27 protein-coding genes and 1 pseudogene are annotated in these 23,351 nt (G+C 38.4%); 3 read left to right on the top strand and 25 right to left on the bottom strand.

The window, feature by feature from the left end:
* Positions 1-35: 35 nt before the first annotated feature.
* From BBF96_RS02265 to BBF96_RS17295, 12 genes and pseudogenes are all read right to left on the bottom strand, one after another.
* A complete protein-coding gene (locus tag BBF96_RS02265) occupies positions 36-1,604 on the bottom strand; it encodes an ABC transporter substrate-binding protein (RefSeq protein ID WP_127015653.1) in 1,569 nt (522 codons plus the stop codon).
* A gap of 127 nt (positions 1,605-1,731) precedes the next feature.
* Positions 1,732-2,445, bottom strand: coding sequence for a gamma-glutamyl-gamma-aminobutyrate hydrolase family protein (locus BBF96_RS02260; RefSeq protein ID WP_127015652.1), 714 nt, complete (start codon positions 2,443-2,445; stop codon positions 1,732-1,734).
* Between the two features lie 142 nt (positions 2,446-2,587).
* The gene (locus tag BBF96_RS02255) at positions 2,588-4,174 is read right to left on the bottom strand and encodes an N-acyl-D-amino-acid deacylase family protein (protein WP_127015651.1); all 1,587 of its coding nucleotides are present in this window, start codon (positions 4,172-4,174) and stop codon (positions 2,588-2,590) included.
* Between the two features lie 209 nt (positions 4,175-4,383).
* Positions 4,384-5,337, bottom strand: coding sequence for an acyl-CoA dehydratase activase (locus tag BBF96_RS02250; RefSeq protein ID WP_127015650.1), 954 nt, complete (start codon positions 5,335-5,337; stop codon positions 4,384-4,386).
* Entirely contained in the window at positions 5,334-6,413 is a 1,080-nt protein-coding gene (locus tag BBF96_RS02245; protein WP_127015649.1) for a CoA protein activase, read from the bottom strand. Before BBF96_RS02245 ends, BBF96_RS02250 begins: the two co-directional genes overlap by 4 nt.
* On the bottom strand, positions 6,413-7,375 hold the full coding sequence (locus BBF96_RS02240; RefSeq protein WP_127015648.1) for an acyl-CoA dehydratase activase-related protein: 963 nt from the start codon (positions 7,373-7,375) through the stop codon (positions 6,413-6,415). Before BBF96_RS02240 ends, BBF96_RS02245 begins: the two co-directional genes overlap by 1 nt.
* Before the next feature lie 11 nt (positions 7,376-7,386).
* Positions 7,387-8,865, bottom strand: a complete 1,479-nt coding sequence (locus tag BBF96_RS02235) for a spore germination protein (protein WP_127015647.1) — start codon at positions 8,863-8,865, stop codon at positions 7,387-7,389.
* Positions 8,846-9,427: a stage V sporulation protein SpoVABEA gene (gene spoVAEA / locus BBF96_RS02230; RefSeq protein ID WP_127015646.1), complete on the bottom strand. Its 582-nt coding sequence runs from the start codon at positions 9,425-9,427 to the stop codon at positions 8,846-8,848. Before spoVAEA ends, BBF96_RS02235 begins: the two co-directional genes overlap by 20 nt.
* A gap of 10 nt (positions 9,428-9,437) precedes the next feature.
* Positions 9,438-9,791 carry a stage V sporulation protein AE gene (gene spoVAE / locus BBF96_RS02225; RefSeq protein ID WP_127015645.1) on the bottom strand — a complete coding sequence of 118 codons (354 nt, stop codon included), beginning with the start codon at positions 9,789-9,791 and terminating at the stop codon, positions 9,438-9,440.
* Positions 9,792-9,806: 15 nt separating this feature from the next.
* Complete coding sequence (gene spoVAD, locus BBF96_RS02220; protein WP_127015644.1) at positions 9,807-10,811, bottom strand: stage V sporulation protein AD; 1,005 nt, start codon at positions 10,809-10,811, stop codon at positions 9,807-9,809.
* A gap of 22 nt (positions 10,812-10,833) precedes the next feature.
* Positions 10,834-11,283 carry a stage V sporulation protein AC gene (gene spoVAC, locus BBF96_RS02215; protein ID WP_205665690.1) on the bottom strand — a complete coding sequence of 150 codons (450 nt, stop codon included), beginning with the start codon at positions 11,281-11,283 and terminating at the stop codon, positions 10,834-10,836.
* Positions 11,284-11,521: 238 nt separating this feature from the next.
* Positions 11,522-11,656, bottom strand: a pseudogene (locus BBF96_RS17295) (dodecin family protein); the annotation flags it as partial.
* Between the two features lie 536 nt (positions 11,657-12,192).
* On the opposite strand from BBF96_RS17295, the gene BBF96_RS02205 reads away from it, so the two are divergent.
* The 3 genes from BBF96_RS02205 to BBF96_RS02195 all read left to right on the top strand — a co-directional run bounded on the left by BBF96_RS02205 (position 12,193) and on the right by BBF96_RS02195 (position 14,433).
* On the top strand, positions 12,193-13,395 hold the full coding sequence (locus tag BBF96_RS02205; protein ID WP_081499421.1) for an ISL3 family transposase: 1,203 nt from the start codon (positions 12,193-12,195) through the stop codon (positions 13,393-13,395).
* A gap of 129 nt (positions 13,396-13,524) precedes the next feature.
* Complete coding sequence (locus tag BBF96_RS02200; protein WP_127015642.1) at positions 13,525-13,911, top strand: helix-turn-helix domain-containing protein; 387 nt, start codon at positions 13,525-13,527, stop codon at positions 13,909-13,911.
* 12 nt (positions 13,912-13,923) lie between these two features.
* The gene (locus BBF96_RS02195; RefSeq protein WP_127015641.1) at positions 13,924-14,433 is read left to right on the top strand and encodes an ImmA/IrrE family metallo-endopeptidase; all 510 of its coding nucleotides are present in this window, start codon (positions 13,924-13,926) and stop codon (positions 14,431-14,433) included.
* Positions 14,434-14,593: 160 nt separating this feature from the next.
* Here the strand turns inward: BBF96_RS02195 and BBF96_RS16595 are convergent, their stop codons facing one another.
* The 13 genes from BBF96_RS16595 to BBF96_RS02135 form a co-directional block, all read right to left on the bottom strand.
* Entirely contained in the window at positions 14,594-14,818 is a 225-nt protein-coding gene (locus BBF96_RS16595) for a hypothetical protein (RefSeq protein ID WP_205665689.1), read from the bottom strand.
* Positions 14,761-14,916, bottom strand: coding sequence for a group II intron maturase-specific domain-containing protein (locus tag BBF96_RS17290; RefSeq protein ID WP_418655008.1), 156 nt, complete (start codon positions 14,914-14,916; stop codon positions 14,761-14,763). Before BBF96_RS17290 ends, BBF96_RS16595 begins: the two co-directional genes overlap by 58 nt.
* Before the next feature lie 469 nt (positions 14,917-15,385).
* Positions 15,386-15,574: a hypothetical protein gene (locus BBF96_RS02185; protein WP_127015640.1), complete on the bottom strand. Its 189-nt coding sequence runs from the start codon at positions 15,572-15,574 to the stop codon at positions 15,386-15,388.
* Positions 15,571-16,635, bottom strand: a complete 1,065-nt coding sequence (locus tag BBF96_RS02180; protein WP_127015639.1) for a tetratricopeptide repeat protein — start codon at positions 16,633-16,635, stop codon at positions 15,571-15,573. Before BBF96_RS02180 ends, BBF96_RS02185 begins: the two co-directional genes overlap by 4 nt.
* Before the next feature lie 226 nt (positions 16,636-16,861).
* Positions 16,862-17,515: a deoxyribose-phosphate aldolase gene (deoC, locus tag BBF96_RS17285; RefSeq protein ID WP_236777906.1), complete on the bottom strand. Its 654-nt coding sequence runs from the start codon at positions 17,513-17,515 to the stop codon at positions 16,862-16,864.
* A gap of 797 nt (positions 17,516-18,312) precedes the next feature.
* Entirely contained in the window at positions 18,313-18,606 is a 294-nt protein-coding gene (locus BBF96_RS02170; RefSeq protein WP_127015638.1) for a EutN/CcmL family microcompartment protein, read from the bottom strand.
* A 1-nt stretch (position 18,607) separates the two neighbouring features.
* Positions 18,608-18,889, bottom strand: coding sequence for a EutN/CcmL family microcompartment protein (locus BBF96_RS02165; protein WP_127015637.1), 282 nt, complete (start codon positions 18,887-18,889; stop codon positions 18,608-18,610).
* A gap of 19 nt (positions 18,890-18,908) precedes the next feature.
* Positions 18,909-19,364, bottom strand: a complete 456-nt coding sequence (gene rpiB / locus BBF96_RS02160) for a ribose 5-phosphate isomerase B (RefSeq protein WP_236777863.1) — start codon at positions 19,362-19,364, stop codon at positions 18,909-18,911.
* A gap of 15 nt (positions 19,365-19,379) precedes the next feature.
* A complete protein-coding gene (locus BBF96_RS02155) occupies positions 19,380-19,649 on the bottom strand; it encodes a BMC domain-containing protein (RefSeq protein ID WP_127015636.1) in 270 nt (89 codons plus the stop codon).
* A 42-nt stretch (positions 19,650-19,691) separates the two neighbouring features.
* On the bottom strand, positions 19,692-20,246 hold the full coding sequence (locus tag BBF96_RS02150) for a BMC domain-containing protein (protein WP_205665688.1): 555 nt from the start codon (positions 20,244-20,246) through the stop codon (positions 19,692-19,694).
* A gap of 8 nt (positions 20,247-20,254) precedes the next feature.
* Entirely contained in the window at positions 20,255-21,577 is a 1,323-nt protein-coding gene (locus tag BBF96_RS02145) for a 4Fe-4S dicluster domain-containing protein (protein ID WP_127015635.1), read from the bottom strand.
* A gap of 7 nt (positions 21,578-21,584) precedes the next feature.
* A complete protein-coding gene (locus tag BBF96_RS02140) occupies positions 21,585-23,030 on the bottom strand; it encodes an aldehyde dehydrogenase family protein (RefSeq protein ID WP_127015634.1) in 1,446 nt (481 codons plus the stop codon).
* 12 nt (positions 23,031-23,042) lie between these two features.
* Positions 23,043-23,336: a EutN/CcmL family microcompartment protein gene (locus tag BBF96_RS02135; protein WP_127015633.1), complete on the bottom strand. Its 294-nt coding sequence runs from the start codon at positions 23,334-23,336 to the stop codon at positions 23,043-23,045.
* Between the last annotated feature and the right edge of the window lie 15 nt (positions 23,337-23,351).

Here is a 23,351-nt window from a genome sequence, read left to right as displayed (position 1 = left end):
TCCCCCCTAAAAGAGGAGAGTGTTATAATGACAGTTTATTTATTCTTTAATTCTTTGTCAATCCAGATGGTAGTTAGCTTATCTGCATCGTACATTTGATGCCAGATTTCGCCTTTTATCCATGGCTGCTTGAGAGTGAAGCTAGTGGTATGATATAACCAGACATATGGCTGCAATTCATATACTCTTTCAACAACCTTTTCAGCCAGTTTATAACGAACCTTTGGATTAGTGGTTCTTTCCATCTCTTCGATCAGCTTATTGATAACCGGGTCATTCATATTGATTCTCTTCTGCTTATAGAAGAGAGGCTTTAAGAAATTGTAGGGATCAGCATAGTCAGCCCACCATGAAAGGTAATACATTGGTACTTCGCCTTTCTTAACGGCGGAGAAGAATACAGACCAGTCATTTTTGATGATATTTACCTTAATACCAACCTGAGCCAGGTAAGCCTGGAAAGCCCCAGCCATTCGTACAGTTGTAGAGTTAGTAGTAGTCCAGAGATCGATCTCAAAACCATCTGGATAACCAGCTTCAGCCAACAATTGCTTAGCTTTTTCCGGATTATACTCAATTGGTGGTAAATCTACATAACCTTCCATATCTGGAGGAATTGGACCAGTTGCTAATGTATCAGTACCACGACGGAGAGTATCAATAATGGTTTGAACGTCAATAGCATGAGCAATAGCCCGGCGAACCTTTGGATCATCCAGAGGTTTAAACTTTTGATTCATAGCCAGATAATAAGTACTGAGTTCAGTCTGTTCAACAATATAGTTTTTCCAATATGGATCTTCAGTCCATCTCTCCCACTCTGCATCTGGAATACCGGCCATATCTAAATTACCGGCCTCAAATTCTGCAATAGCAGTCAAAGGTTCTGGAATTACCCGATATTCAACCCGATCAACATATGGCCGGCCCTCAAAATAATCTTCGTTGGCTTCAAGAACCAGAATATTATCATGTTCCCATTTAACCAGTTTCCATGGACCGGTACCAACAGCGTGTTCACTGAATTGATCTCCATACTCTTCTACTACTTCTTTAGGAACTATAAGAGCATATGGCAGAGTCAGGTGCTTTAAAAACAGTCCAAATGGGTATTTTAAAATAAAGGATACAGTATAATCATCGATAACTTTAACACCTTCAACACCTTCAGCTTCACCAGCTAATGCTGCATCAGTTCCCAGGATCATATCAAAAGCCCAGGTTCCTGGAGAAGCCACTTCTGGATCAAACAGACGGTCAAAGGAATATTTTACATCATGAGCAGTTAATGGACGACCATTATGAAACTTAACATCTTTTCTTAAATGAAATGTCCAGACAAGACCGTCATCACTTACTTCCCAATCAGTAGCAAGACATGGTACTACATCATTAGAATAATAGTCAAAACGAACCAGACCATCAAATATCTTTACGGCCATTGCGCCACTATCAAAACCTGATGCATAAGCAGGATCGATAGTTTCCCAGTCTGAACTATTGTAGAAATGTAAAGTTCCACCATATTGTGGTTCTTCTGCTAGAATAGTCAAACTAAACAGCATAAACATTGCCAAAACCAAAATAACTACTCTACTTCTCATACAGATACCTCCTTAAAAAATTTTAGTTCTATCAAATTCCCCTCCCTTTTTCAAGAGGTGAAAGCTTAAGTTTTCTTTATAGGGTCGGGATTTTTTAAAAAAAGAAGGAATCCCTCCTCCTGAAGTATTAACAGGCATCAATGAAACTCTGAAATAGATTTTTAAATTGAGGATATTTTTGCCACATCAACTCAGGATGCCATTGAATACCTAATGCATACTTATATTCGATTCCTTCAATGGCTTCAATAATTCCATCTTTTGCTTTAGCAGATACAATAAAACCGGGAGCAGGTTCTTTGACAGATTGATGATGGTAACTGTTAACAGTAATTTTATTTGTTTTAAAAATAGCTTCTAATTTGCTTCCTTTTACAATCTCCACACTATGGGTTGGATACCAACGCGGAGCAGTCTGTTTATGCTTATGTACTTTATCTTTACCATAAAAAGATGGGATATCCTGAACAATGGTTCCTCCTGCTGCTACATTAAGAACCTGGCATCCACGGCATATACCTAATATAGGTAGATTCTTTTCTAAAGCAATTTTAGCTAAATGCAATTCAAAAAAATCCCTTTCTGGATCTATCCGTCCCATTTCCGTATGTGGTTCTTCACCAAATAACATAGGATCTACATCAACACCACCGGTAAGCAAAATTCCATCTACACGTTCAACCATTTCAGCAATTAAAGCCACATCTTTATCAATAATGGGCAGGATAAGAGGAAGACCTCCAACATTTTCAATGGCCCGGACATATAACTTTGGCAATGTAAATTCCAGAGGATCATTTACCGTTTGTTGTGAAGAAGTAATTCCTATTACTTTACGCATAACCTATAAGCACTCCTTCAATATTTTAATTTAAAAAAGTCATATTTACATATAAAATTTCTAGACTGGTAATAAATTTCCTGTTTCAATATTAAAAATATTACGTAATATTTTAAAAAATATCTTTCATCCCCTTATTTTATTAACTCTTACGCAAAACTTTCCCCGGTTTTTTCCCGGTATGTTCCCCATTTTGAACCACGATGGTACCATTGACAATTACATGAAAAATTCCCACGGGATATTGTAAAGGATTCTTAAAATCAGCCATATCTTTAACAGTAGCTGGATCGAAAATGGTTATATCTGCATCGAGACCTTCCCGTAAAATTCCTTTTTGCATCAAACCTAATCTGGCAGCAGGCATTGAAGTCATCTTTTGTACAGCTTTTTCCAGGGTTAATACTCCTTCTTCCCGAACATATTTACCTAAGACCCGGGGAAAAGTTCCAAAATTACGCGGATGGGGTTTACCCTTAGCTAAAGGCCCATCTATCGCAAGAGCACCTCCGTCTGAACCAACCATTGCCAGATCATCTGTTAACACCCTAACCACATCATCTTCACACATAGCAAAACGAATCATTCCCACAGCTAATTCCTCTTCAATTAAAAGATCAATTACTACATCTGCTGGACTTATACCACGCTCTTTTGCCAGAGTCTGAACATCTTTCCCTTCAGCTGTACGGTTCTTTTCTGTTTTGACACTTGAAATAAAGAGATTGTGCCAGCCTCTTGGGCCTTGCTGGGTTTCTAATATGGATAAAAGGATTTTTCTAGTCGCCGGATCTTTTAAATGTGCCAATAACTTTTCTTTCCCACCTTCATGATATTCTTCAGGAATCACCGCACTCAAACCAGTAGCTGTCGCTATATATGGATAAACATCACAAGTCACATCCAGTCCCTCATCATTCCTTACCCTATGCATCAATTTTAATGTCCTATCCACTTCCCCCCAATGATCTGGTTGACAAACTTTATGATGGGAAATTTGGACGGGTAAACCTACCCTTCTACCTATATCAATACTCTCTTCCACAGCTTGATATAACTCAGCGCTCTCATTACGCATATGAGTAGCATAAAATCCTCCATAATGAGCCACTACTTTTGCCAAATCAACCAATTCATCTAAGTCAGCATAACAGGAAGGCGGATAAATAAGGCCAGTAGTAATTCCAAAAGCACCTGCTTCCATACACTCTCTGACCAATTGACGCATTTTTTTTATCTCTTCATTACTTGCCTTACGTTTATCATAATTCATAACTGACTTTCGGATGATACCATGACCAATAAGGGGAACCACATTTAGTGATACACCCTGTTTTTGCAGTAAGTTTAAATATTCATCCATAGTCTCCCAATTTAACTCAAGACCAAATTCTTCAAGTTCATTTTTAAGATCTTCTTTAGCCATCTTACTCATCAAAGGAGCAAGAGTAAAACCGCAGTTACCTATAACTTCAGTAGTCACACCCTGACGGACTTTACCCTGAGCTAGCCCATCCACCAAAAGCGGTAGGTCGGAATGGCTATGGATATCAATAAACCCGGGTGAAACTACCATTCCCCGAGCATCAATCACCTGCTTTGCCTCTGCATCAGGCGAAATCTTACTAATCTTTACAATCCTACCATCTTTAATCCCTATATCCCCTCTAAACCAGGGATTACCCGTTCCATCCACAATCTTTCCATTCCTGATCAAAATGTCATACATCATCCCAACTCCCTTCTCCTTTTGTTATTTCCATCTTTACACAAAATTTTAATAAAGTCAAGGAGGGGATGATAAAGAATTATTAATTATTAGAACTTTTTGACAAACTTTTTTTCAGAGACTTACCTGTACACTACCAGAAAAACTAAATATAATGTTCTCCGTGGGAGCAAGTTATGTGCAACTCATGAAGTGAAAAATTAACACAATCAACTTACCTCCCATCTCGGACATTTAGCACCCCAACGGGCAATTAATTTACCATTTTGCTTGAAATTTATCACTTCACAGTGGTTTGGACATCCATCACATTCAAAACTGCTGGCCTGAAAATCCATCTTAAGCATGTCAAAACCTTTAAATTTTGTAGACTTTTTCCCGTATTCTACCTCTTCTCTGGCAAGAAGAGCAGCACCTATGGCTCCCATAACATTAAAATATTTAGGAATTATAATCTTAACCTTTAAAGCATCTTCAAAAGCTTTTCTAATACCAACATTAGCGGCAACTCCACCTTGAAAGATAACCGGTTCTAAAATCTCTTTGCCTTTTCCTACATTATTTAAATAATTTCGAACTAAAGCAGTACATAATCCTGCTATAATATCTGGAATAGGATGTCCCATCTGCTGTTTGTGAATCATATCCGATTCAGCAAAAACAGAACAACGTCCGGCAATACGCACCGGGTTTTTTGACTGTAAAGCCAGATTCCCAAACTCCTTAATCGGAATTCCCAACCGACTGGCCTGTTGGTCAAGGAATGACCCGGTTCCTGCTGCACAGACAGTATTCATTGCAAAATCTACTACCACACCCCGACGTACTATAATTATCTTCGAGTCCTGTCCACCAATCTCCAATACTGTCCTCACATCGGGATGAATATGAGTAGCAGCAACCGCATGAGCCGTTATCTCATTTTTGATAGAATCAGCTCCAACCATCACCCCAATCAAAGCACGGCCGCTTCCAGTAGTTCCGACTCCCAAAACTTTCATTTCAGGACGAGACAGATAAAGCTCCTCTAGCCCCTTTTTGACTGCTTCAATAGGACGGCCGCGGGTACGGATATAAAGGGAGTCCTGTACTTCGCCTTTATTGTCAATAAAAACAATATTTGTACTGACAGAACCAACATCAATTCCTAAATATCCTTTCACAGCTGTACTACTCTCCTCTCACTTTTTCTACGAATCAGATCTATAAAAGCTTCCAATCTGGTTACAACCCCTGCTTCACCAGAATGCTCATCAAAAAAGAGAGACAAAACAGGAATATTTTCCTTTTTGCTTACAACCGGCAATATATTTTCAGCAACAATCTCGGGCATACAGGTGAAGGGGGCTACCTGAATCACCCCATCAAGCCCCTCTCTTGCGTATAAAACAGTTCTTCCAATAGTCTCTTGACCATGTCCACCTATCATTACGTTAAGATAAGGGGCTGCAGCTTTTTTATAACAACTCCGGTCAATCCGGTGCAATACATGATCATCAATCCAATGGCTTAAAAATATCTCCCGATGCACCTGAACTCCCATCAAACCCAATTTTTCTTCAATATATAAATTTACAAATGGTTCCAACAACAAATAAATTTCCCCTACAATTCCTACATGAAGAACCTGATCATGATTGGAATCAATTAGCTCCTGTAAATACTCTTCTCCTTCCTTTTTTACCTTTTCAATACTCTCTACTGAAGCTGCATCTTCCATTTTCTTTATTAAATAGCGAAATCTACTGTTAACTTCCTCAGGTTTACTACTTCGGGGGCGTACATACTGAGCAATCTTTTCCAATTTATCAATGGCCCGAATTTTTGCCATCACATACTTTAGAATTCGATATAAACGACTTAAAGATAAATGACCTCCGGCTAGATACTTAAAGCTCTGATAAATACTTAGAATATTTGGTTCTATAACGATCATTTCTATATCTTTTTTTAGATCATGTAAAATTTCCCGTTGAACTTCAGCATAATAGCCAAAACGACAGGGACCACATCCACCTGCCATCAATATGCACTCTGCTCCTTTGTCTATGGCTTCCAGATAATTACCCAGATTGACTTTTAAAGGAAGACAGGCAAACTCAGGTGCATATTGAACCCCCAGATCCATTGTCTTTTTTGTGATGGGTGGCGGTTCAATAGGTTCAACTCCCATCTCATTGAGAAAGGATTTGACAGAAATATTCATATATCCCATATGGGGAAAAGTTATTTTTTTCATCAGCACCCCCTCCTCAATTTAATCATATCGATAAATGCTTCTAATCTAGTGATAAATCCCGCCTCTCCGCTGTGTTCATCTAAATTAATGGAGAGAAGGGGAAATTTTCCTTTACGCTTAGCTCTCCGCTCTATTAATTCATTGATCAGTGAATCAGGACCACATCCAAAGGCCGCCAAAAGTATCATCCCATCAAGCGAACTGGATGTCAAAAGATGATTGGCTGCTCCTAAAATCTTTTTATTAAAAGTCCAGAAAAGATCCTTTTTTTGCTGAGCAGCCCCTTTTTTAATCTGCCTTTTTGAGATCATTTCTGGCGTAATAAGGATTGCTCCCATCCCTCGTAAGCGGCGGATTAAATCCATGTTTATAAAGGTCTCATAGATTAAATATGGATGGCCAAGTAAAGCAATGACCAAAGGATCTGGCCCTGGATCAGGTAATTTTATATTCTCCAGAATCTCTATGGGAGTTTTACCCTGTTTTAGTTTATTTTCATATTTAAACTGTATCTGCAATGCCCGGTAAAGTGCTTTCATAACTTTTAACCAGCTCTTTGTAAATGGTTGAGCTGCTTTTAGAGCTCCTTTAAAAATTGTCAGTCTCGATTTACGCATATTAATATCCGGCGCAATCATTGGTGGTAGGTCTTTAAATTGCGCCTTGACCATATCCGGTAAACCCAAAAACTTAGGACAGATCCATTCTTTGCGATGGATACTCATAATCCGGGGCACGAAGATATAATCTACTTTATCTTTTAAAACCTCTACATGGCCAAAAAAAAGTTTAATCGGAAGACAAATCTCACCAACCGCCTTTTTAATTCCTAAATCTAGAATTTTTTTGTTAGTAGGGGGTGAAAGAACTACTTCTGCCCCCAATTCTTCAAAAAAACTCTTCCAGCCTGGAAAAAAGCTATAATATAAAAGGCAGCGTGGAATGCCAACACGTATTCCCATAAGAAACCTCCTTACTTATTATCTCTTTTTTCAGGCTTTCTATCCGAATCTACAGTCCGTAAAACCTCAGGCCTCATTCTTGGTAAAGACCGGGCCGAACTACAGAGTATATATGACTTCAAACTTTTAAAATCAAATGGAATAATGGGCCAGAGATAAGGTACTCCAAAACTTTCGGTTCTAAGAAAGATTATGAAGATCAAAAACAGTCCAGCTAAAAAGCCCCAGAGTTTAAACAAAACAACCAGAACTATCAAAAAGAAACGGTAAAGTTTAATTACCAAAGCTAATTCATATCCGGGTATAGTGAAACTGGCAATTGCCGCAATAGCCATATAAAAGATAACTTCAGAGCTAAAAAGTCCAACCTGCACCGAAAATTCTCCCAACATTAAAGCACCAATTAAACCGAGTGAAGTTGCTAAAGCATTTGGAGTCTGGATTGAAGCCATTCTGATTAAATCAATTCCAATACTTGCAAGGATAAACTGTAATCCTAAATTGATAGCCCCTATTTTCTTTGGACCAATAAATTGGAGTCCTTCCGGTAAAAGATCCGGTTGTATCGAAAATAGAAGCCAGAGGGGCGGTAAAAGCATCGAGATAAAAACAGCAATTAATCTAATCAAGGTTAAATAAGTACCCATAATGGTATTTTGCCGGTACTCCTCCATACTCTGGGTATGGGCTAAGAAAGGTGCTGGTAAAATTAATGCTGTAGGCGAATTATCAACTATAATAACCAGATACCCTTCCAGGATGTGGGCAGCAGCAGTATCAGGACGTTCTGTATAACGAACCCTAGGAAGGGGATTTAGAGATTTACCCACCAGGTATTCTTCAATATTTTTATCAGCCAGTGGAATTCCATCTACATCAATCTGTTCGAGCTTTGTTCGAACCTGATCGACCATCTCAGGATTAGCTATATCTTCAATATAAACTAATGCCACATCTGTTTGTGAACGCTTTCCAACCTTTATTACCTCTGCTCTCAGTTTGGGATCACGAATCCGCCTTCTAATCGATGTCACATTAAAAAGCATAGTCTCAACAAAACCATCTCCAGGCCCCCGGGTCGCTTTTTCCGATTCAGGTTCCTCAGGACTTCTGGACAGCCAGGTTCTAGCATCAATAATAATTCCTTTCTCTTCTCCATCCAGTAATAATAACTGAGGACCAGCCAGAATCTCTTGAATTCCTTCAGTTAAAGTTTCTACCTCCTGGATTTCAATAGCGATAATATGCTGTTTTAAAAGTTTTTTAATAACATCAACACTAAGATCTTCCCTCTCAATATCCAATAAAACCTTCATTATTTCTGCCAATAATTCTCCATTACTCAAACCATCTATAAAGATAAGGGAAGCATCTTTACCTCCAATGATAAAATTTCTCTGGAGTAAATCAAAGGTTTTGGGCATATTAAATTGTTCATTTATATAGTCCAGATTATCCTTTAGCTTTTTGCTAATAGGTTGTTTTTTCATAAATCCCACTCCTGTTTAAAATCTCCAGGATAGCACGGGTAGTTACATAAACACCGTTTTCAATACTATCTGCCTGCATTTTACCTATATCACCAATACCTACAATAATGGGAACATCCATTCCATTGAGAATATCAACAGTATCCCCTTCTATAAATCTGTGTCCCTCAGGTTCCGGGATACCATATTTATCTACAGAACCTTTCACTTTATTACCGCCCTGATCAATAGAAAAATTCACCTCAACCCCTTTTACATTGGGAGAATTGGCAGCGACTGCTACTACTCCTAAAATATCAATATCCGGATGGTTATCAAGGTATTGAAGAATTTTCTCCCCCTGGCCCAGACGTGGATTACCACAATCATCTACCATCACAAGAACCGGATCTTTTTTGACCTGTTTGATTAACGCTACCAATTCCTCACCCTGAAGGGGGGTCGGATTACCTTTTGAAGCTGAGATAGTTCGTAAATTTAACTTACGTCCCGCTTCTTCTACAGCCCGACAGGCTATATTATCTCCATCTGTTATGATAATAACTCTGATCTTTGGATTCATTTGAACCTCCTTAGCGTTTTGGCTTAAATAAAGCTGCAATTAGAAAACCGAAAATAACGGAAGCACTAACTCCTGCACTGGCTACTTCCAATACTCCTTTAAAAAGTCCGAGCAGTCCATCCCGCTCTGCTTCCATTATTACACCTTTTGTAAGAATATAGCCAAAATTAGATACAGGAATACTAACCCCTGCTCCGGCAAAGTCTAAGAGCTTGTCATAAATTCCAAAAGTCGTTAATATAGACCCCAATACCACTAAAGTTACCAATAGATGAGCAGGGGTATAATTTGTATTATCCAAAAACAACTGACCCAGAACACAGATTAAACCTCCAACTATAAAAGCCTTGATTATCATTAACATCCTCATTTTCCTCCATTAGACAGGTTTTTCTATTGTAATTCCATGGGCAATAGAAGGAATAGAATCACCCTGTAATGCAGTAATAGGGCTAAGCAAAGCTCCGGTACCCACAATCATAATCCTGTTAAACTCTCCTTGATTCAGTTTCTGGTAAAGATAAGAAGCCAGAACTATAGCAGATGCTGCGGCACCACTCCCTTTTGCACCAGTTTTTTGATCATCATTATAAAGCATTACTCCACAGTCATCCAAAATAGCATCTACATCATAGTTTTTCTCACGCAATAATTCCCGGGCCAGAGTTTTACCAACTTCCCCTAAATCTCCGGTCACAATTAAATCATAATCATCAGGACTACGATTTAAGTCACTCAGATGCTGAATAATGGTATCTGCTGCTGCAGGCGCCATCGCTGCTCCCATATCATTGGGATCTTTTATACCAAAGTCTATTACTCTTCCAATGGTAGCATGAGTAATGCGCGGTCCTGAACCACCTTTACTCAAAATAAAAGCTCCAGAACCAGTAACCGTCCACTGTTTATATGGTGGGTATTGAATACCATATTCATTAGGCATCCTATATTGTCGTTCTGCCGTCTGATAATGACTGGATGCAAAAGCCATAATATTTTGTGCAAATCCTCCATCAATGACCATACATCCTACTGCTAATGCCTCAATTAAAGTTGAACAGGCACCATAAAGCCCGATAAAGGGAATCTTAAGCTCCCGCGCACAAAAGTTAGCTGTTACAATCTGATTTAATAAATCTCCAGCTAGCAAAAAATCCACCTGCTCTGGTTTTAAATTGGCCTTCTTTAAAAGATTTTGACAGTTCTCACCACAGATTTTCCTTTCAGCTTTTTCAAAAGTCTGGGTATCATAATAGGCATCACCGACAATTTTATCAAAATAATCTTTTAAAGGACCTTTCCCCTCCATTTCACCAGCTATTGCGGAAGTAGCAGTTATAACCGGCGGTGAATCGAAATAAATTGTCTTGCCTGTACGTTTCACCTCATCTCCTCCCTAACTGTGCTCAAAATTTAAAAATAATTTTTAATACTCCCATCAAAAATGCTGTGACCATCCCATAAGTAAGCACAGGTCCAGCAACAATATACATTTTGGCTCCTAACCCTAAAATCCATCCCTCCTGTCTAAATTCCATAGCGGGAGAGACAATAGCATTGGCAAAGCCAGTAACAGGAACTGCAGCACCGGCTCCACCAATCTGACCTATTTCATCATAAACCCCTATGCCTGTTAAAAAGGAACCAATAAAAATTAGAATAATAGTAGCCATAGGACCTGCTTGATCTTGATTCATACCAAATGCCTTAAGCAATTGGATTATTCCCTCACCAATGGCACAGATGATTCCTCCTACTAAAAATGCAAAGATTAAATTGACCAATTTTGGTTTTTTCTGTCTATATTTTTGAATCATTTGATTATATTCATCCGGAGTTTTGTCTACATTTATCACTATACCACCTCCGTTTTAAAGACTTCCCTTTTTTTAAAAAAATATGCCCTAAGACGAGGAAAAAGGGGGTTAAAGTCATAGTATTATACTTAAAGGTAAGAAGGGCTGGAGATTTCCAACCCTTCTTTAAAATATGTGGGCCAAAAACCTGTTATAAGTTTTGTTCTCTTTTATCACGAACCGGGAACGCTAACTGTACATTTGCCTTATACTCTACAATTTTTCCATCCCGTACTGTACCTTTCAAACTGAGAATCTCAACTCCTGAGATCCCATCAATAGTTTCACAGGCTTCAGCAATCGCATTCTCAACTGCTTCAGTCCAACTTTTCTGAGATTCACCAATTAATTCAATAACTTTGATGGTTGTCAACGGTTCTTACCTCCTCATACAGATTTTATATTTGATTTTACCACAAAAAGCCAATTTTTTGCTCTAAAAGAAATTTTTCAAACCATCTAAAGTTCGATTTTAGTTCGAAATAAGGTACACTAATCATAGGTCCTCTTAACCTTTGATTAGCTCATCACCTCCTCATATGAGGCCTTATTTCTCCTTTAATTTCATTAAGATGGTTAAACGAAAAATTTCTATGGAGCTCAACATTAGCTTTTTGCAGTTTAATCATATTTATTATGACCTAAAATTCTTTATTTAATTAAGATAGTTCTTGTAAAAAATTTTCAAAAATAATATACCAGTCACCAATATATTTACTTTAAATTTCCATATAAAAACTGTTTTTGACGTTTTTCTAATTTTTTTTTCAAAAAATTCATTCAAAAGCAGGAAATAATGGGTCTATAATTAATGTTGTGAAGAAAAAATTATAAAAAATAAAAAGGCATTTGCTGGCTCCGTTGAATTAATTAGTTGCGAACTAAAAACCAAAGAAAGGAGTCCAGCAAATGCAATATAATAATATCATAAAATTTCTTGATTTGCCAGACATTATTGCAACTGAAATTATTTCAACGGAGGACAGATATATTTTTATCGCTGAAGCAAAGAAAAATCACATTGTGTGTCCTCAGTGTGGTAATATCACTAATAAAATCCATGATACAAAATGGCAAAATATTAGAGACATCCCCATAAGAGGTAAACTAGTAATCATTAGACTTCTAAAGAAAAGATATCGTTGTCCTTATTGTCATAAGAGGGGTATCCCTGAAAAATATGAAAGTATTGATAAATATGCCCGTAAAACCAAACGCTTTGATAAATATCTTGCTAAAGAAACTGTCAGCAAGGATTATTCTAAAGTTGCTAGAGAAAACGGGTTAAGTTATACAGCTGTTAATAATGCAGTTAAAAAAGTAGTTGACCCTCTCATTAAACAACAAGTTTCAAAACTTAGTCAATTAAAAGCCATCAGTATCGATGAATTTGCAGTTTTAAAACGCCATAAATATGGAGTTAGCATTACAGATCCAATTAATCGGGAGTTAATTGACATTTTACCTACTCGCAAAAAGGATGATTTAATTGACTACTTTAATTGTTGGGAAGATGAACAAAGACGACAGATTCAATCGATCTCTATGGATATGTGGCGGCCGTTCAAAGCAGTAGCAGATGCAGCATTTACTCATGCAAAAATTGTTATAGATAAATTTCATCTTGTAACTTTAATGAACAGAGCCCTTGATGAAGTTAGAAAACAAGTTCAACAAACAGTAAATAATCATCAGAGAAGAAAGTTTTTTCAAAGTCGTTTATTACTCCAAAAACGAGCTGAAGAATTGACAGATGAAGAACATGAAAAGCTCATCAAATTATTTGAACTCAGTCCAGCTCTAGAAAAGGCCTGGGAATTAAAAGAGGAATTCAGAGACTTATTGCAGCTAGATGATGTGAAAGAAGCCACCAGAGCTCTAAAAAGGTGGTATAAAGAAGTAATAAAAAGCAAGCTGATGCCTTTTTACCAGGTAAAAAAGATAATACAAAGATGGGAAGAAAAAATACTAAATTATTTTAAGACTAAGATAACCAATGGCTTTGCTGAGGGTATCAATAACAAGATTAAATTGATCAAAAGGATTGGATATGGTGTTCCAAATGTTATGAATCTAAGGAGAAGAGTATTTAATGCAATGTTAAGTTATTAAATTTAAATGTTTATTTCAAAATCAATTTACCAATCAATTCAACGGAGCCAACTTATCTTTCACAACATTTGACGGAGAGCCGAAATAATTAACTTAAGGCGAATATATAATGCGAGGAGGTGTTGATTCATGGCAATAGGGGATAGAATCAGAGCGTTGGTTAAGCAGAGGGGGATGAAATTCATACATCTAGCAGAGCAGGTAGGGATTTCACCATCACATCTATCCGACATTGTCAACAACAAAACAGGTCCATCGGTTAAAGTTCTTGAAAAAATCGCAGATACTCTGAACACTACAACTGATTATTTAATCAAGGGAACCTTAGATGATGATGTGATCATTAAAAACCTACCTGAAGAATTGCAAGCGACTGCTAAACGTTTTAGAGACGACCCAGAATTCCAGGTTATGATGCATAAACTTGGCAGTCTACGTACTGAAGAAATTAGCAAGATCATCTCTGCTATCAAAACTTTTGAAGAAATCTTCGGCAGCCGTGAAAAAGATGAGTAGGAAGGGATCTTGATGTTCAACAAAAAAATTCAGTTACATACAGAATATATCAATGACATTATTGAACGTAATAATTTAAAATTTCCTGTCGATGTCTTCAAACTCTTGGATTTGCTAGTACTAGAAAACGATAACTTTATGGTGAAAGCATTACCTCTACCTATTTCTCGCCCGGCAATGCTTATACGACGTAAAGACCATAGTAGTGAAAAAATTTTGCTCGCCTATGACGACAATAGACCGGAAAGCGAGATTCGCTTTTCTATCTTGCATGAGATTTACCATTACCTGTATCATACTAACACTATAGCTAATTGTTTTCATGATGATATGGAAGACGATGAACGCGAAAGTGAATGTAATCAATTTGCATTAAATATTCTTGCTCCTGAACAGATATTTTTAGCTTACTATATCAAAAATGACTTCAATATCAAACGGGTTGCTGAAGAAATGAAGATCCCTGAATACTGGGCGCACAAACGACTGCAAATGCTAAGAGAATCAAGTCTTGCAACATAATTTATATATGATCAGGTGAAAAACCTGATCATTTTTTTTAATGTTAATACGTTCTTTTGATATCGAGTAGGGTAACGCCAAGGTGATCAGCCTCGGCGTTATCCCTTTCACAGAAGCGTACGTACGGGCCTCGCATACGGCTTCTGATAAACCTCAGTCGCTATTCATAATAGCGATGCAAAACACCGACCTCATATCTCTGTAAATTTACCAATCCAATCTCGTCAAACCATTTATTAGGCAATGCCATATTGATTAATGGGCTGGCAGAATTCCTCCATCTCCTCATCGAAATCTTTTTGAACTCCCCTCGATAGCCCATTCTTCTTAGTTCCAACTCTTCCACTCTTTCATCTTCTCCATCCTCAATCTTCGCCTCATCCATTCCATTAACCTGGCAAACACTGTCTTACAATTCGCTATCCTGAAATAATTCGCCCATCTCCTGATAATTGGATTTATTTCTTTAATTATCATCTCCAGGTTCTTTCCATAATTCCTGGGAGTAAATTGCCTAATTTTCTCTTTAAACTTCTTAATCTTTTTCAGATGTATTGTGACAAATTTGGAGTATATGACAACCCTCCTTTATTTACATTAGTTAAATGTGTTTTCTCCCTGTTCACTACCAACTTAAGTTTATTTCCCTGTATCTCATAGGCTATGTCCAGCCGGTCAAAGCATTTCGATAAGTCCATATCCACCACATATTTTAATCCGTACCTGTCCATGAACCTTTCTGCTTCTGCTACTGCCTGCTGGCAGGAACGCCCCGGTCTATAGCCATAACTTGATGGGTAAAAATCTCACCGTTACCAATGACGCCCTTGCTTACAGGTTGTCTTCCCGCTAGTTAGACAACAGGGCTTCTTTCAGCCCATCAGCTCAGCAAACATGCCGGGCGAACAAAAAAAAGCATCCGGTTTATTATTCCGGATGCTTTTTTATATAATTAACCATTTTCATCAGTTGGTAAGAATGGGTCAGTAGTAATGACATTTGTATCTGTAGTTTGCAGCACAACAGTATCAGCTGCAATTATTTGTGTTTTGGCCTGATAACTTTCCATATTAATTGTAAATCCAATTGTTAATACGAATACAGTTAATAGAATTAGAACCAACACCCAAAACTTTTTCATTCCAGATTCACCTCCCTTTCAAATTCTTTTAGTTTTTTTAAGTCGAATTTCATATTATATTTTTCAAAGATAATTTTAGCCTGAGATAAATATATTTTACATTCTTCCATTTTCTTTTTATAATATAACCAATGACTGAGTAACATAAAAATTCTCCCAATATCTTTCTCCATCCGTGGAGGAAATTTAGTTGTTACATCTTCCAGAGCAAGATCTAAAGCTTTTATACAATAAGTTTTAACCTTAGAAATATCACTTTTTAAATAAGTAGCGGCAAGACCTTGTAAACTTGAAGTAGCTACGGTTCGGTCTAATGTATAAATCTTATCATCTTTCAAACTCTCTTTATAATATCTCCTTGCCTCTTTTAGCAAACCCTGGGATAAATAAATTTCTCCTAAATTATGTAAAATACGAATATAATTAACAAGATCGTCTTTATCAGACAGAAATTTCTTTGCCTTTCGATAACAACGTTCTGCCAGATCAAGTTTATTTTCTCGATGAAAAATGTAACCGATACCCATTAATATCTTTCCTTTTAATGTGTTATTCTCAATAAGATTTACTAATTTAAATGCTTTCAAATAACTCTTTTTTGCCTTAGAAAAATTAGATAAACGTACATAACAGTTCCCCATGTTAAATAAAGCACTAACTTTACGTTTTAGAGCCTGCTTTGAATTTTCATTTTTGAGCAATTCAAGGGTTTTTTCGTAAATAGGTATTGCTTTCTGGTCTTTTTTTTCTCTTGACAATAACACCCCTTTAAAATTGTTAAATTTAGCGTACCAATAGATATCCCTATTCTTATAATAATTCAAACCTTTTTCGCATATCTTATATGCTTTTGTTAAATCATTTAATTTATTGTAAGATATACATAACAAGAAATAAATTTTTCCTAATAAATCGTCTTCCACTTCACCAATTTGCTCCAGAATTTGTAATGCATATGTTAAGTTCCCCACTACCAGATGGTAGTGTCCCTGCTTAAACTCTTCTTTAGCCTTCTGAAAATACTTTTTAATCTCATCCATGTATCGTTGTATATCCTCCACTACTAACACTCCCTTTTTGAATAGCAATAGCTGATAAATATTTATTAATTTAATATAACTATTCAATATAATTAGATAATTTCCTGTATAATTTTTATTTTTTTGTTGATTTTGTTCTTATATTGCAAATAAATTCATTTTTATTATTTTTTTTTTACTATTAACGAAAAAGACTCCCTTTTTATCAGGGAGTCTTTTGTTTAAACCGAATTAACTATTAATTTCTTTAGTAATCACTTTTAGTTATATTAGATCCTGTAACAATAGCAACACTTGCGCTAGCGCCTATCCGGGTTGCTCCAGCATCAATCATGGCTCTAGCTGTCTTTAGGTCTCTTATTCCACCTGAGGCTTTAACCCCCATTTCATTTCCGACAGTCTTCCGCATTAATGCAACATCCTCTACTGTTGCACCACCGGGACCAAAGCCGGTAGCTGTCTTTACAAAATGAGCACCTGCATATTTACTTAAGAGACATGCCCGGACTTTTTCTTCATCAGTTAATAGTGAAGTCTCTAAAATTACCTTTACAATAGCCCGTCCCCGGGCAGCTTCAACTACTTCTTCAATATCCCTTTTCACTAGAGCATTATTTCCAGATTTAAGAGCACCCACATTAATAACCATATCTATCTCAGTTGCTCCATTGGCAATAGCATCACGGGTTTCAATAACCTTAGTGGTAGTTGTGGTAGCTCCCAACGGGAATCCAACTACTGTACAGACTTTAACTCCGGTTCCCCTAAGAAGTTTTGATGCTAAAGCCACATAAGCTGGATTTACGCAAACTGAAGCAAAGCCATATTTCTTTGCTTCTTCACAGAGCTTGCGAATATCATCCTCAGTAGCATTCGGTTTTAATAAAGTATGATCAATCATTTTCGCTACATCCTCGCTGACCTTTTCAACACCCAGGCTAGTACTGACCCGATCAGCTCCACTATCTATTAGATTTTTAACACCCGTCTGGTTCAATTCCACACACTTCCCGCATCCTTCACACCCGGAAGTACCAACAGTACATGCATTAGATGATGATCCAGAATTTATCACTTTCTGAGTGGAAACAGACTCTAAGTTACAGGCCTTTAATATCTGATTTACATCATTGACCATTACCAGACCATAAGTTTTTATAAGTCGCTGGTACTCTTTTAATTTCTGACTTAACCCAAAAGTTAAACGTTTCTTGCCATTGATCAAAAGATCAAGTTCATTAACTCCAATAAAAATTTTGTGTTGGCCTATTATACCCCGCACAAGTACACGGGCAGCAGATTCATCTTCCAATAGATTAGCTACTTTAGCTGCCAGACCTATAGAAAGATAAGGTACATAAATTACACAATCCCGGGTCAGTTCAACAATGGCTCTGGGAAGAATTACTTCAAAACCATCTATCTTAATCTGTGATGGATCAACACTTCGACTTAAAACAACCTGGCCTTTGATACCTGAAGCTGCCAGTGTTTTTATCTGAGAAAGAGCACTTTCTAAAGCTTCACCCGTTCCATCCAATATGACGAGAATATTAGCATTTGCACAATTTATCTTACTGTTATACTCATATTGCGTCTGGTTCACTTTAATAGTTGAATCTTTTTGCATATCTGCCAGTACTTTTCTTGCTGTTTCTTGAATCAAAGTTTCCAGATTCAACCATATCACCTCCTACTTCATTTTCGAAAAACCTGATTTTTACCCACCTGAATAGAATCTATAATACCAATGATTACAGTATTCACCGGCTCTAAGGTCTCCACACCCATTGCCTGACGGGCAGAGCCCCCCTCTCTTAAAACCAAAACCATCTCACCAACACCAGCACCAACAGTATCTACAGCAATAACTTCTTTCCCAGAAGGTTCACCATCAAGGTTTACAGGTTGGACTATCATTATTTTTCGACCTTCATAGACTTTTTGCTTATGAGTAGAAGTTATTGTTCCTTTAACTACCCCAATTCGCATCTTATTTCACCTCAGGTTCGGTAAGGTCTATATAATCTATTATTCCCACAATTGCCGCATCTATTGGAACAAATTCTTCATCAAAGGCAAAGCCAGCGTCTTTACTATCTACAAGATATACCCACTCCCCCGCTCCGGTACCAACAGTATCCACAGCTACGAGGGGATCTCCTAAATCTTTCCCGCTGGCATCGGTAGGTTGTACTATAAGCAACTTTTTTCCTTCTAAAGTTGGATACTTCTGGGTTGCTACTACCCGTCCAATAATACGTCCTGTATACATTTTGGTATGAAGACCTCCTTTAAGCCTCGTCCAATTCAATCTGCATAATTTTATTAACCCGCCGACTGTGCCTTCCTCCGCTGAAAGGAGTCTCAAGCCAGGTCTTAACTATTTCTTTTGCCAGAGCCTCACCGATTACTCTTCCCCCTAATGTTAACACATTTGCATCATTATGAGATTTACTATTAACAGCTGTAAAATGGTCGTAACACATGGCCGCCCTTATACCTTTAACCTTATTGGCAACCATACAGGAACCTATTCCTACGCCATCCACAATAATTCCATAGGTAAACTGTCCGTCTGCAACAGCTCTGGCTACCAGGTAAGCAAAATCGGGATAATCTACAGATTCTTCACTATGACAGCCAAAATCCCGTACCTCATAACCCAGTTCATCTTTAAGATATGCTTTCAGAGTCTCTTTTAAAGCATATCCACCATGATCACTGGCAATAACAATTGTTGGTTTCAAAGCCAACACCTCACATTAACCCACAATCTTTTCTATATCATCATGGGGACGTGGAATAACATGTACAGAAATCAGTTCACCGATTCTTTGCGCAGCTTCTGCGCCTGCTTCAGTAGCAGCCTTAACTGCACCCACATCACCACGAACCATAACAGTTACTAGACCACCGCCAACCTTTTCATACTTAACAAGGTTTACATTTGCAGCCTTAACCATTGCATCTGCAGCCTCAATTGCACCTACCAGACCTCTAGTTTCGATTAAACCTAAAGCCTGTAATGCCATTTTAAAAAACCTCCTTTAAAATTTATAAATTTTTATTTATTATTACCAGATCATTTTAATCAATGCTGGATCAGGACGTGGAATAATCTGACTACCTACAAAGACGCCTTCCTTTTCAATCAACTCTTTTCCAGCCTGAATAGCTGCCTGAACAGCACTCACCTGTCCTGTCAGAGTAAAAAATGACTTACCTCCAATTCCTTTCGCCAGTCTAAGTTCTATCAGCCTGACTGCCGCTGTTTTAACAGCAGCATCGGCAGCAATAATTCCGGAAGCGACAGTAAAAGTCTCAAAGATTCCCAGGGCATCAATCTCATCAACCTGGGTTGAAGCATTGATAGCAGGAAAAATGTCAGGGTGAACATTGGGGATGAGCAAATGATCTACCACTGCTTCACCACCTCGTAGTACCCCTGCTTCCACAGAGCTTTTGACTGCACCTACTTCACCACCAACCAGAATCATATATTTACCCGGACAAATGGTCAAAGTCTCAATTAGCTCCACCTGAGCTGTCTTGACCATGGTATCACAGGTGAGAAAACCTCTGGCAATACTATTCAGTTCTACTAATCCAATTGCCTTTTTCAGTGCCATCACCTCATTTATGAACCTTCAATATGAATATAGTTATCAATCTGTACTACTTTTCCAGCAATGGATGCATGAACAGTTGCACCCAATTTACCTTCGGGAATCTTCCCGATTAGTTGACCCATCTCAACCAGATCCCCCACTTTAACCACTACTTCAGCAGGTACTCCCAGATGCTGACGTAGGGGAATTTTAACCAATCTAGGGGTCTTCACCCGCTCTCCAATGGGAGTTGTCTGGGAAAACTCCAGCAACCGAAAGCGCCCTTTAAGGCGTTGGCCCGGGATTTTACGAAACTGGCGCATAGGAGATGGTTGTACATTATTTCTGTCTGGCTGATTTTTAATACCTGCTTTTTTAAGTTCATTTTTCACCGCCTGATTGATCCTCCGCGGTGAAAGTCCCATATTACAGGCATAAATACACAATCCACATTCTGAACAGAGATATGCCTGTATTAATTTAGGATCTGCCAGATTGTGACTTACTGCCCGCATTATCAGATGGGGCTTTAAACCATGACCCAAAAGACCTCTCGGACAGACTTGGGAACAGGATTCACATCGGCAGCAGACCGCTTTTGCGATGCGGATCATCTGTTCAATGGGCATCTCTTTTTCTTTTACCAATGGATGATCAGAGGATAAAACAATAACTCCACTTGTGGTTTTAGTGATAGGTTGAGTTAGATCATCCACCAGCTGTCCCATCATTGGCCCGCCCAAAAGGACTCGATAATTATCAACAACAGGACCTCCCGCCATTTGAATAGCCTCAGCAATACTAATCCCTACCGGTAACCGTAAAGTCAAAGGTTGCTTAACGTATCCATTAATGGTAACCAGACGATGGGTAAAGGGACGGCCCTTGATAGCTTCACTTACCTGATAAAGAGTAGTAACATTATTGACAACCACTCCTACTTCTAATGGGAGCCCTCCCGGTGGGACTACCCGGCCTGTTACTTCGTAAATAAGAACTTGTTCATCTCCCATAGGATAAATATCATCCAGTAAGCAGAGTCTGATCCCGGGTTTTAGAACAGCTTTCAGAGCCTGAATGGCTGCTTTGTTTTTCTTTTTCACAGCAATGATACCTTCTTTAGCCTGTAAAGCTTCTTTTACTGCTAACAACCCCCGGACAATTTCACCTGCATGATGGGTCATCAACAGTCGATCCACATTCAAAAGTGGCTCACATTCTACACCATTGGCGATGACATATTCAATATTTTGACTTTTAAGCTTGACATGAGTAGGAAACCCTGCACCTCCGGCTCCTACCACACCTGCTTCTTCTATGACTTTCAAAAGGTCAAAAGCCAATTTCCTCACCTACTCCTTAAATAATCCGGAAATGATCTATCAGGACACACCGACGTTCACGGGTAAATGTCCGGGCAGATGTTAACCCATCTCCCGTAGTTCCGGCAATAGTCAAAGTAGTATAACCTTCCCCTTCATAGCCAAGGCCTGCATAAGAAGGACCATTTTTAACAAATATATTACAATTACAGAGCCGAGCCATTTTACTTAAACTCTCAATATTCCGTGAATGCATAATAGCTGTATGATAGTTTTGCTGTTCTACTTCTACCGCCAATTTAATGGCCTCATCAACATCGGAAACACAGACAAGGGGAATCACAGGCATTAACATTTCTGTCCAGACAAATGGATGATCGGCATCTGTTTCACAGAAGATCAACCTTATTTCATCTGAAACATGGATACCTATCTGTGCCAAAATATATTTAGCATCTTTACCTACCATCTCTTTATTCAAAGTTGGATGTTTGGGATCGCTGAAATCTTTAAAGACCACTTTCATCAACCGTTCCACATCTGTTCCACTAATCTCATATGCACCGTATGACTTCATCCTACGTTTCAGTTCATCTGCAATACTGGCAACGGCAATAATCTCTTTTTCAGCCACACAGAGAACATTATTATCAAAGCTGGCACCATCTACTATACAGCGAGCAGCCCGATCCAGATCGGCAGTCTCGTCTACCACCACGGGTGGATTACCTGGTCCAGCTGCTATTGTAGTTTTACCTGATCTCATGGCTTTACGAACCACCACTCCGCCACCAGTAACTACTAAAAGATCAACACCTTTATGACTCATTAACTGTTCACTGGTCTCTAATGTAGGTGATTCTATTGAATTCAAAAGATTTTCAGGTCCGCCAACACTTACAATAGCCTGATTTAAAATCTCAACAGCCCGATTGGATACCCTTTTTGCACCGGGATGAGGATTGAACACCACAGCATTACCCGCTGCCACCATACTGATTCCATTATTAACAATGGTGGAAGGGGGATTTGTTGAAGGTGTAATTGAACCCACCACTCCATAAGGGGCTTTTTCTACCAGAGTTAAACCGTGGTCACCACTGAAAGCTCTGGGCTCTATATCCTCAACTCCTGGAGTTTTTTCTGCTGCAAGAACTATTTTCGCGATCTTGTGAGGAACACGTCCAAGACCAGTTTCCTCAACAGCCATTCTACCTAACTCCTGGGCATGGGAGATGGCTGCTTCACGCATAGCCTGAATTATCTTTTTCCTATCTTCCAAACTCATTTCCATTAACCTTACCTGAGCCTTCCGGGCTGCTGCTACAGCTTCATCTACTGTTTTATGGATCCCATTACGGCCTGTTACCACTTTTGACTGCATAGAGATCTGACCCAAACTCCCGGCGGTAATTCCTTCCTTCTCTAATCTTTCCAATACCTGTTTTACAATTTGATCAATTCTCAAATCATCAACCGCCAAAACTTACACCCCCTAACTTTTGGAAAAGATTAATTTACCCTCCAATTCAATTGAATCAACGATTGCCATAATCGCCGCATCGACAGGGGTTTTATCAGTTTTATCTGTCTGACGGGCTGAACTACCGGCCACCATCAAAACCACTTCTGACTCACCTGCACCTACTGTATCCACAGCAACTACTGGATCTCCTTTTGGAGTCAAATCTTTAATTTTCAGGGGTTGGACTATTAGCAGTTTTTTTCCAACAAGTCGTTTATCTTTGCATGTTGCGACCACTGTACCAATTACTCTCCCTAGAACCATTTTCTCACCTCTTTC

It is taken from the genome of Anoxybacter fermentans (assembly GCF_003991135.1).
Lineage (GTDB): Bacteria > Bacillota > Halanaerobiia > DY22613 > DY22613 > Anoxybacter > Anoxybacter fermentans.
The sequence above is the reverse complement of the archived record's forward strand: the minus strand, read 5'-3'. Positions and strand labels throughout refer to the sequence as shown.

Coding starts and splice junctions, on each gene's coding strand:
- BBF96_RS02265 (WP_127015653.1), bottom strand. CDS start 1,604: ATGAGAAGTAGAGTAGTTATTTTGGTTTTGGCAATGTTTATGCTGTTT.
- BBF96_RS02260 (WP_127015652.1), bottom strand. CDS start 2,445: ATGCGTAAAGTAATAGGAATTACTTCTTCACAACAAACGGTAAATGAT.
- BBF96_RS02255 (WP_127015651.1), bottom strand. CDS start 4,174: ATGTATGACATTTTGATCAGGAATGGAAAGATTGTGGATGGAACGGGT.
- BBF96_RS02245 (WP_127015649.1), bottom strand. CDS start 6,413: ATGAAAAAAATAACTTTTCCCCATATGGGATATATGAATATTTCTGTC.
- BBF96_RS02240 (WP_127015648.1), bottom strand. CDS start 7,375: ATGGGAATACGTGTTGGCATTCCACGCTGCCTTTTATATTATAGCTTT.
- BBF96_RS02235 (WP_127015647.1), bottom strand. CDS start 8,865: ATGAAAAAACAACCTATTAGCAAAAAGCTAAAGGATAATCTGGACTAT.
- spoVAEA (WP_127015646.1), bottom strand. CDS start 9,427: ATGAATCCAAAGATCAGAGTTATTATCATAACAGATGGAGATAATATA.
- spoVAE (WP_127015645.1), bottom strand. CDS start 9,791: ATGTTAATGATAATCAAGGCTTTTATAGTTGGAGGTTTAATCTGTGTT.
- BBF96_RS02205 (WP_081499421.1), top strand. CDS start 12,193: ATGCAATATAATAATATCATAAAATTTCTTGATTTGCCAGACATTATT.
- BBF96_RS02200 (WP_127015642.1), top strand. CDS start 13,525: ATGGCAATAGGGGATAGAATCAGAGCGTTGGTTAAGCAGAGGGGGATG.
- BBF96_RS02195 (WP_127015641.1), top strand. CDS start 13,924: ATGTTCAACAAAAAAATTCAGTTACATACAGAATATATCAATGACATT.
- BBF96_RS16595 (WP_205665689.1), bottom strand. CDS start 14,818: ATGGATGAGGCGAAGATTGAGGATGGAGAAGATGAAAGAGTGGAAGAG.
- BBF96_RS02185 (WP_127015640.1), bottom strand. CDS start 15,574: ATGAAAAAGTTTTGGGTGTTGGTTCTAATTCTATTAACTGTATTCGTA.
- deoC (WP_236777906.1), bottom strand. CDS start 17,515: ATGATTGATCATACTTTATTAAAACCGAATGCTACTGAGGATGATATT.
- BBF96_RS02170 (WP_127015638.1), bottom strand. CDS start 18,606: ATGCGAATTGGGGTAGTTAAAGGAACAATAACTTCTACTCATAAGCAA.
- BBF96_RS02165 (WP_127015637.1), bottom strand. CDS start 18,889: ATGTATACAGGACGTATTATTGGACGGGTAGTAGCAACCCAGAAGTAT.
- BBF96_RS02155 (WP_127015636.1), bottom strand. CDS start 19,649: ATGGCATTACAGGCTTTAGGTTTAATCGAAACTAGAGGTCTGGTAGGT.
- BBF96_RS02150 (WP_205665688.1), bottom strand. CDS start 20,246: ATGGCACTGAAAAAGGCAATTGGATTAGTAGAACTGAATAGTATTGCC.
- BBF96_RS02135 (WP_127015633.1), bottom strand. CDS start 23,336: ATGGTTCTAGGGAGAGTAATTGGTACAGTGGTCGCAACATGCAAAGAT.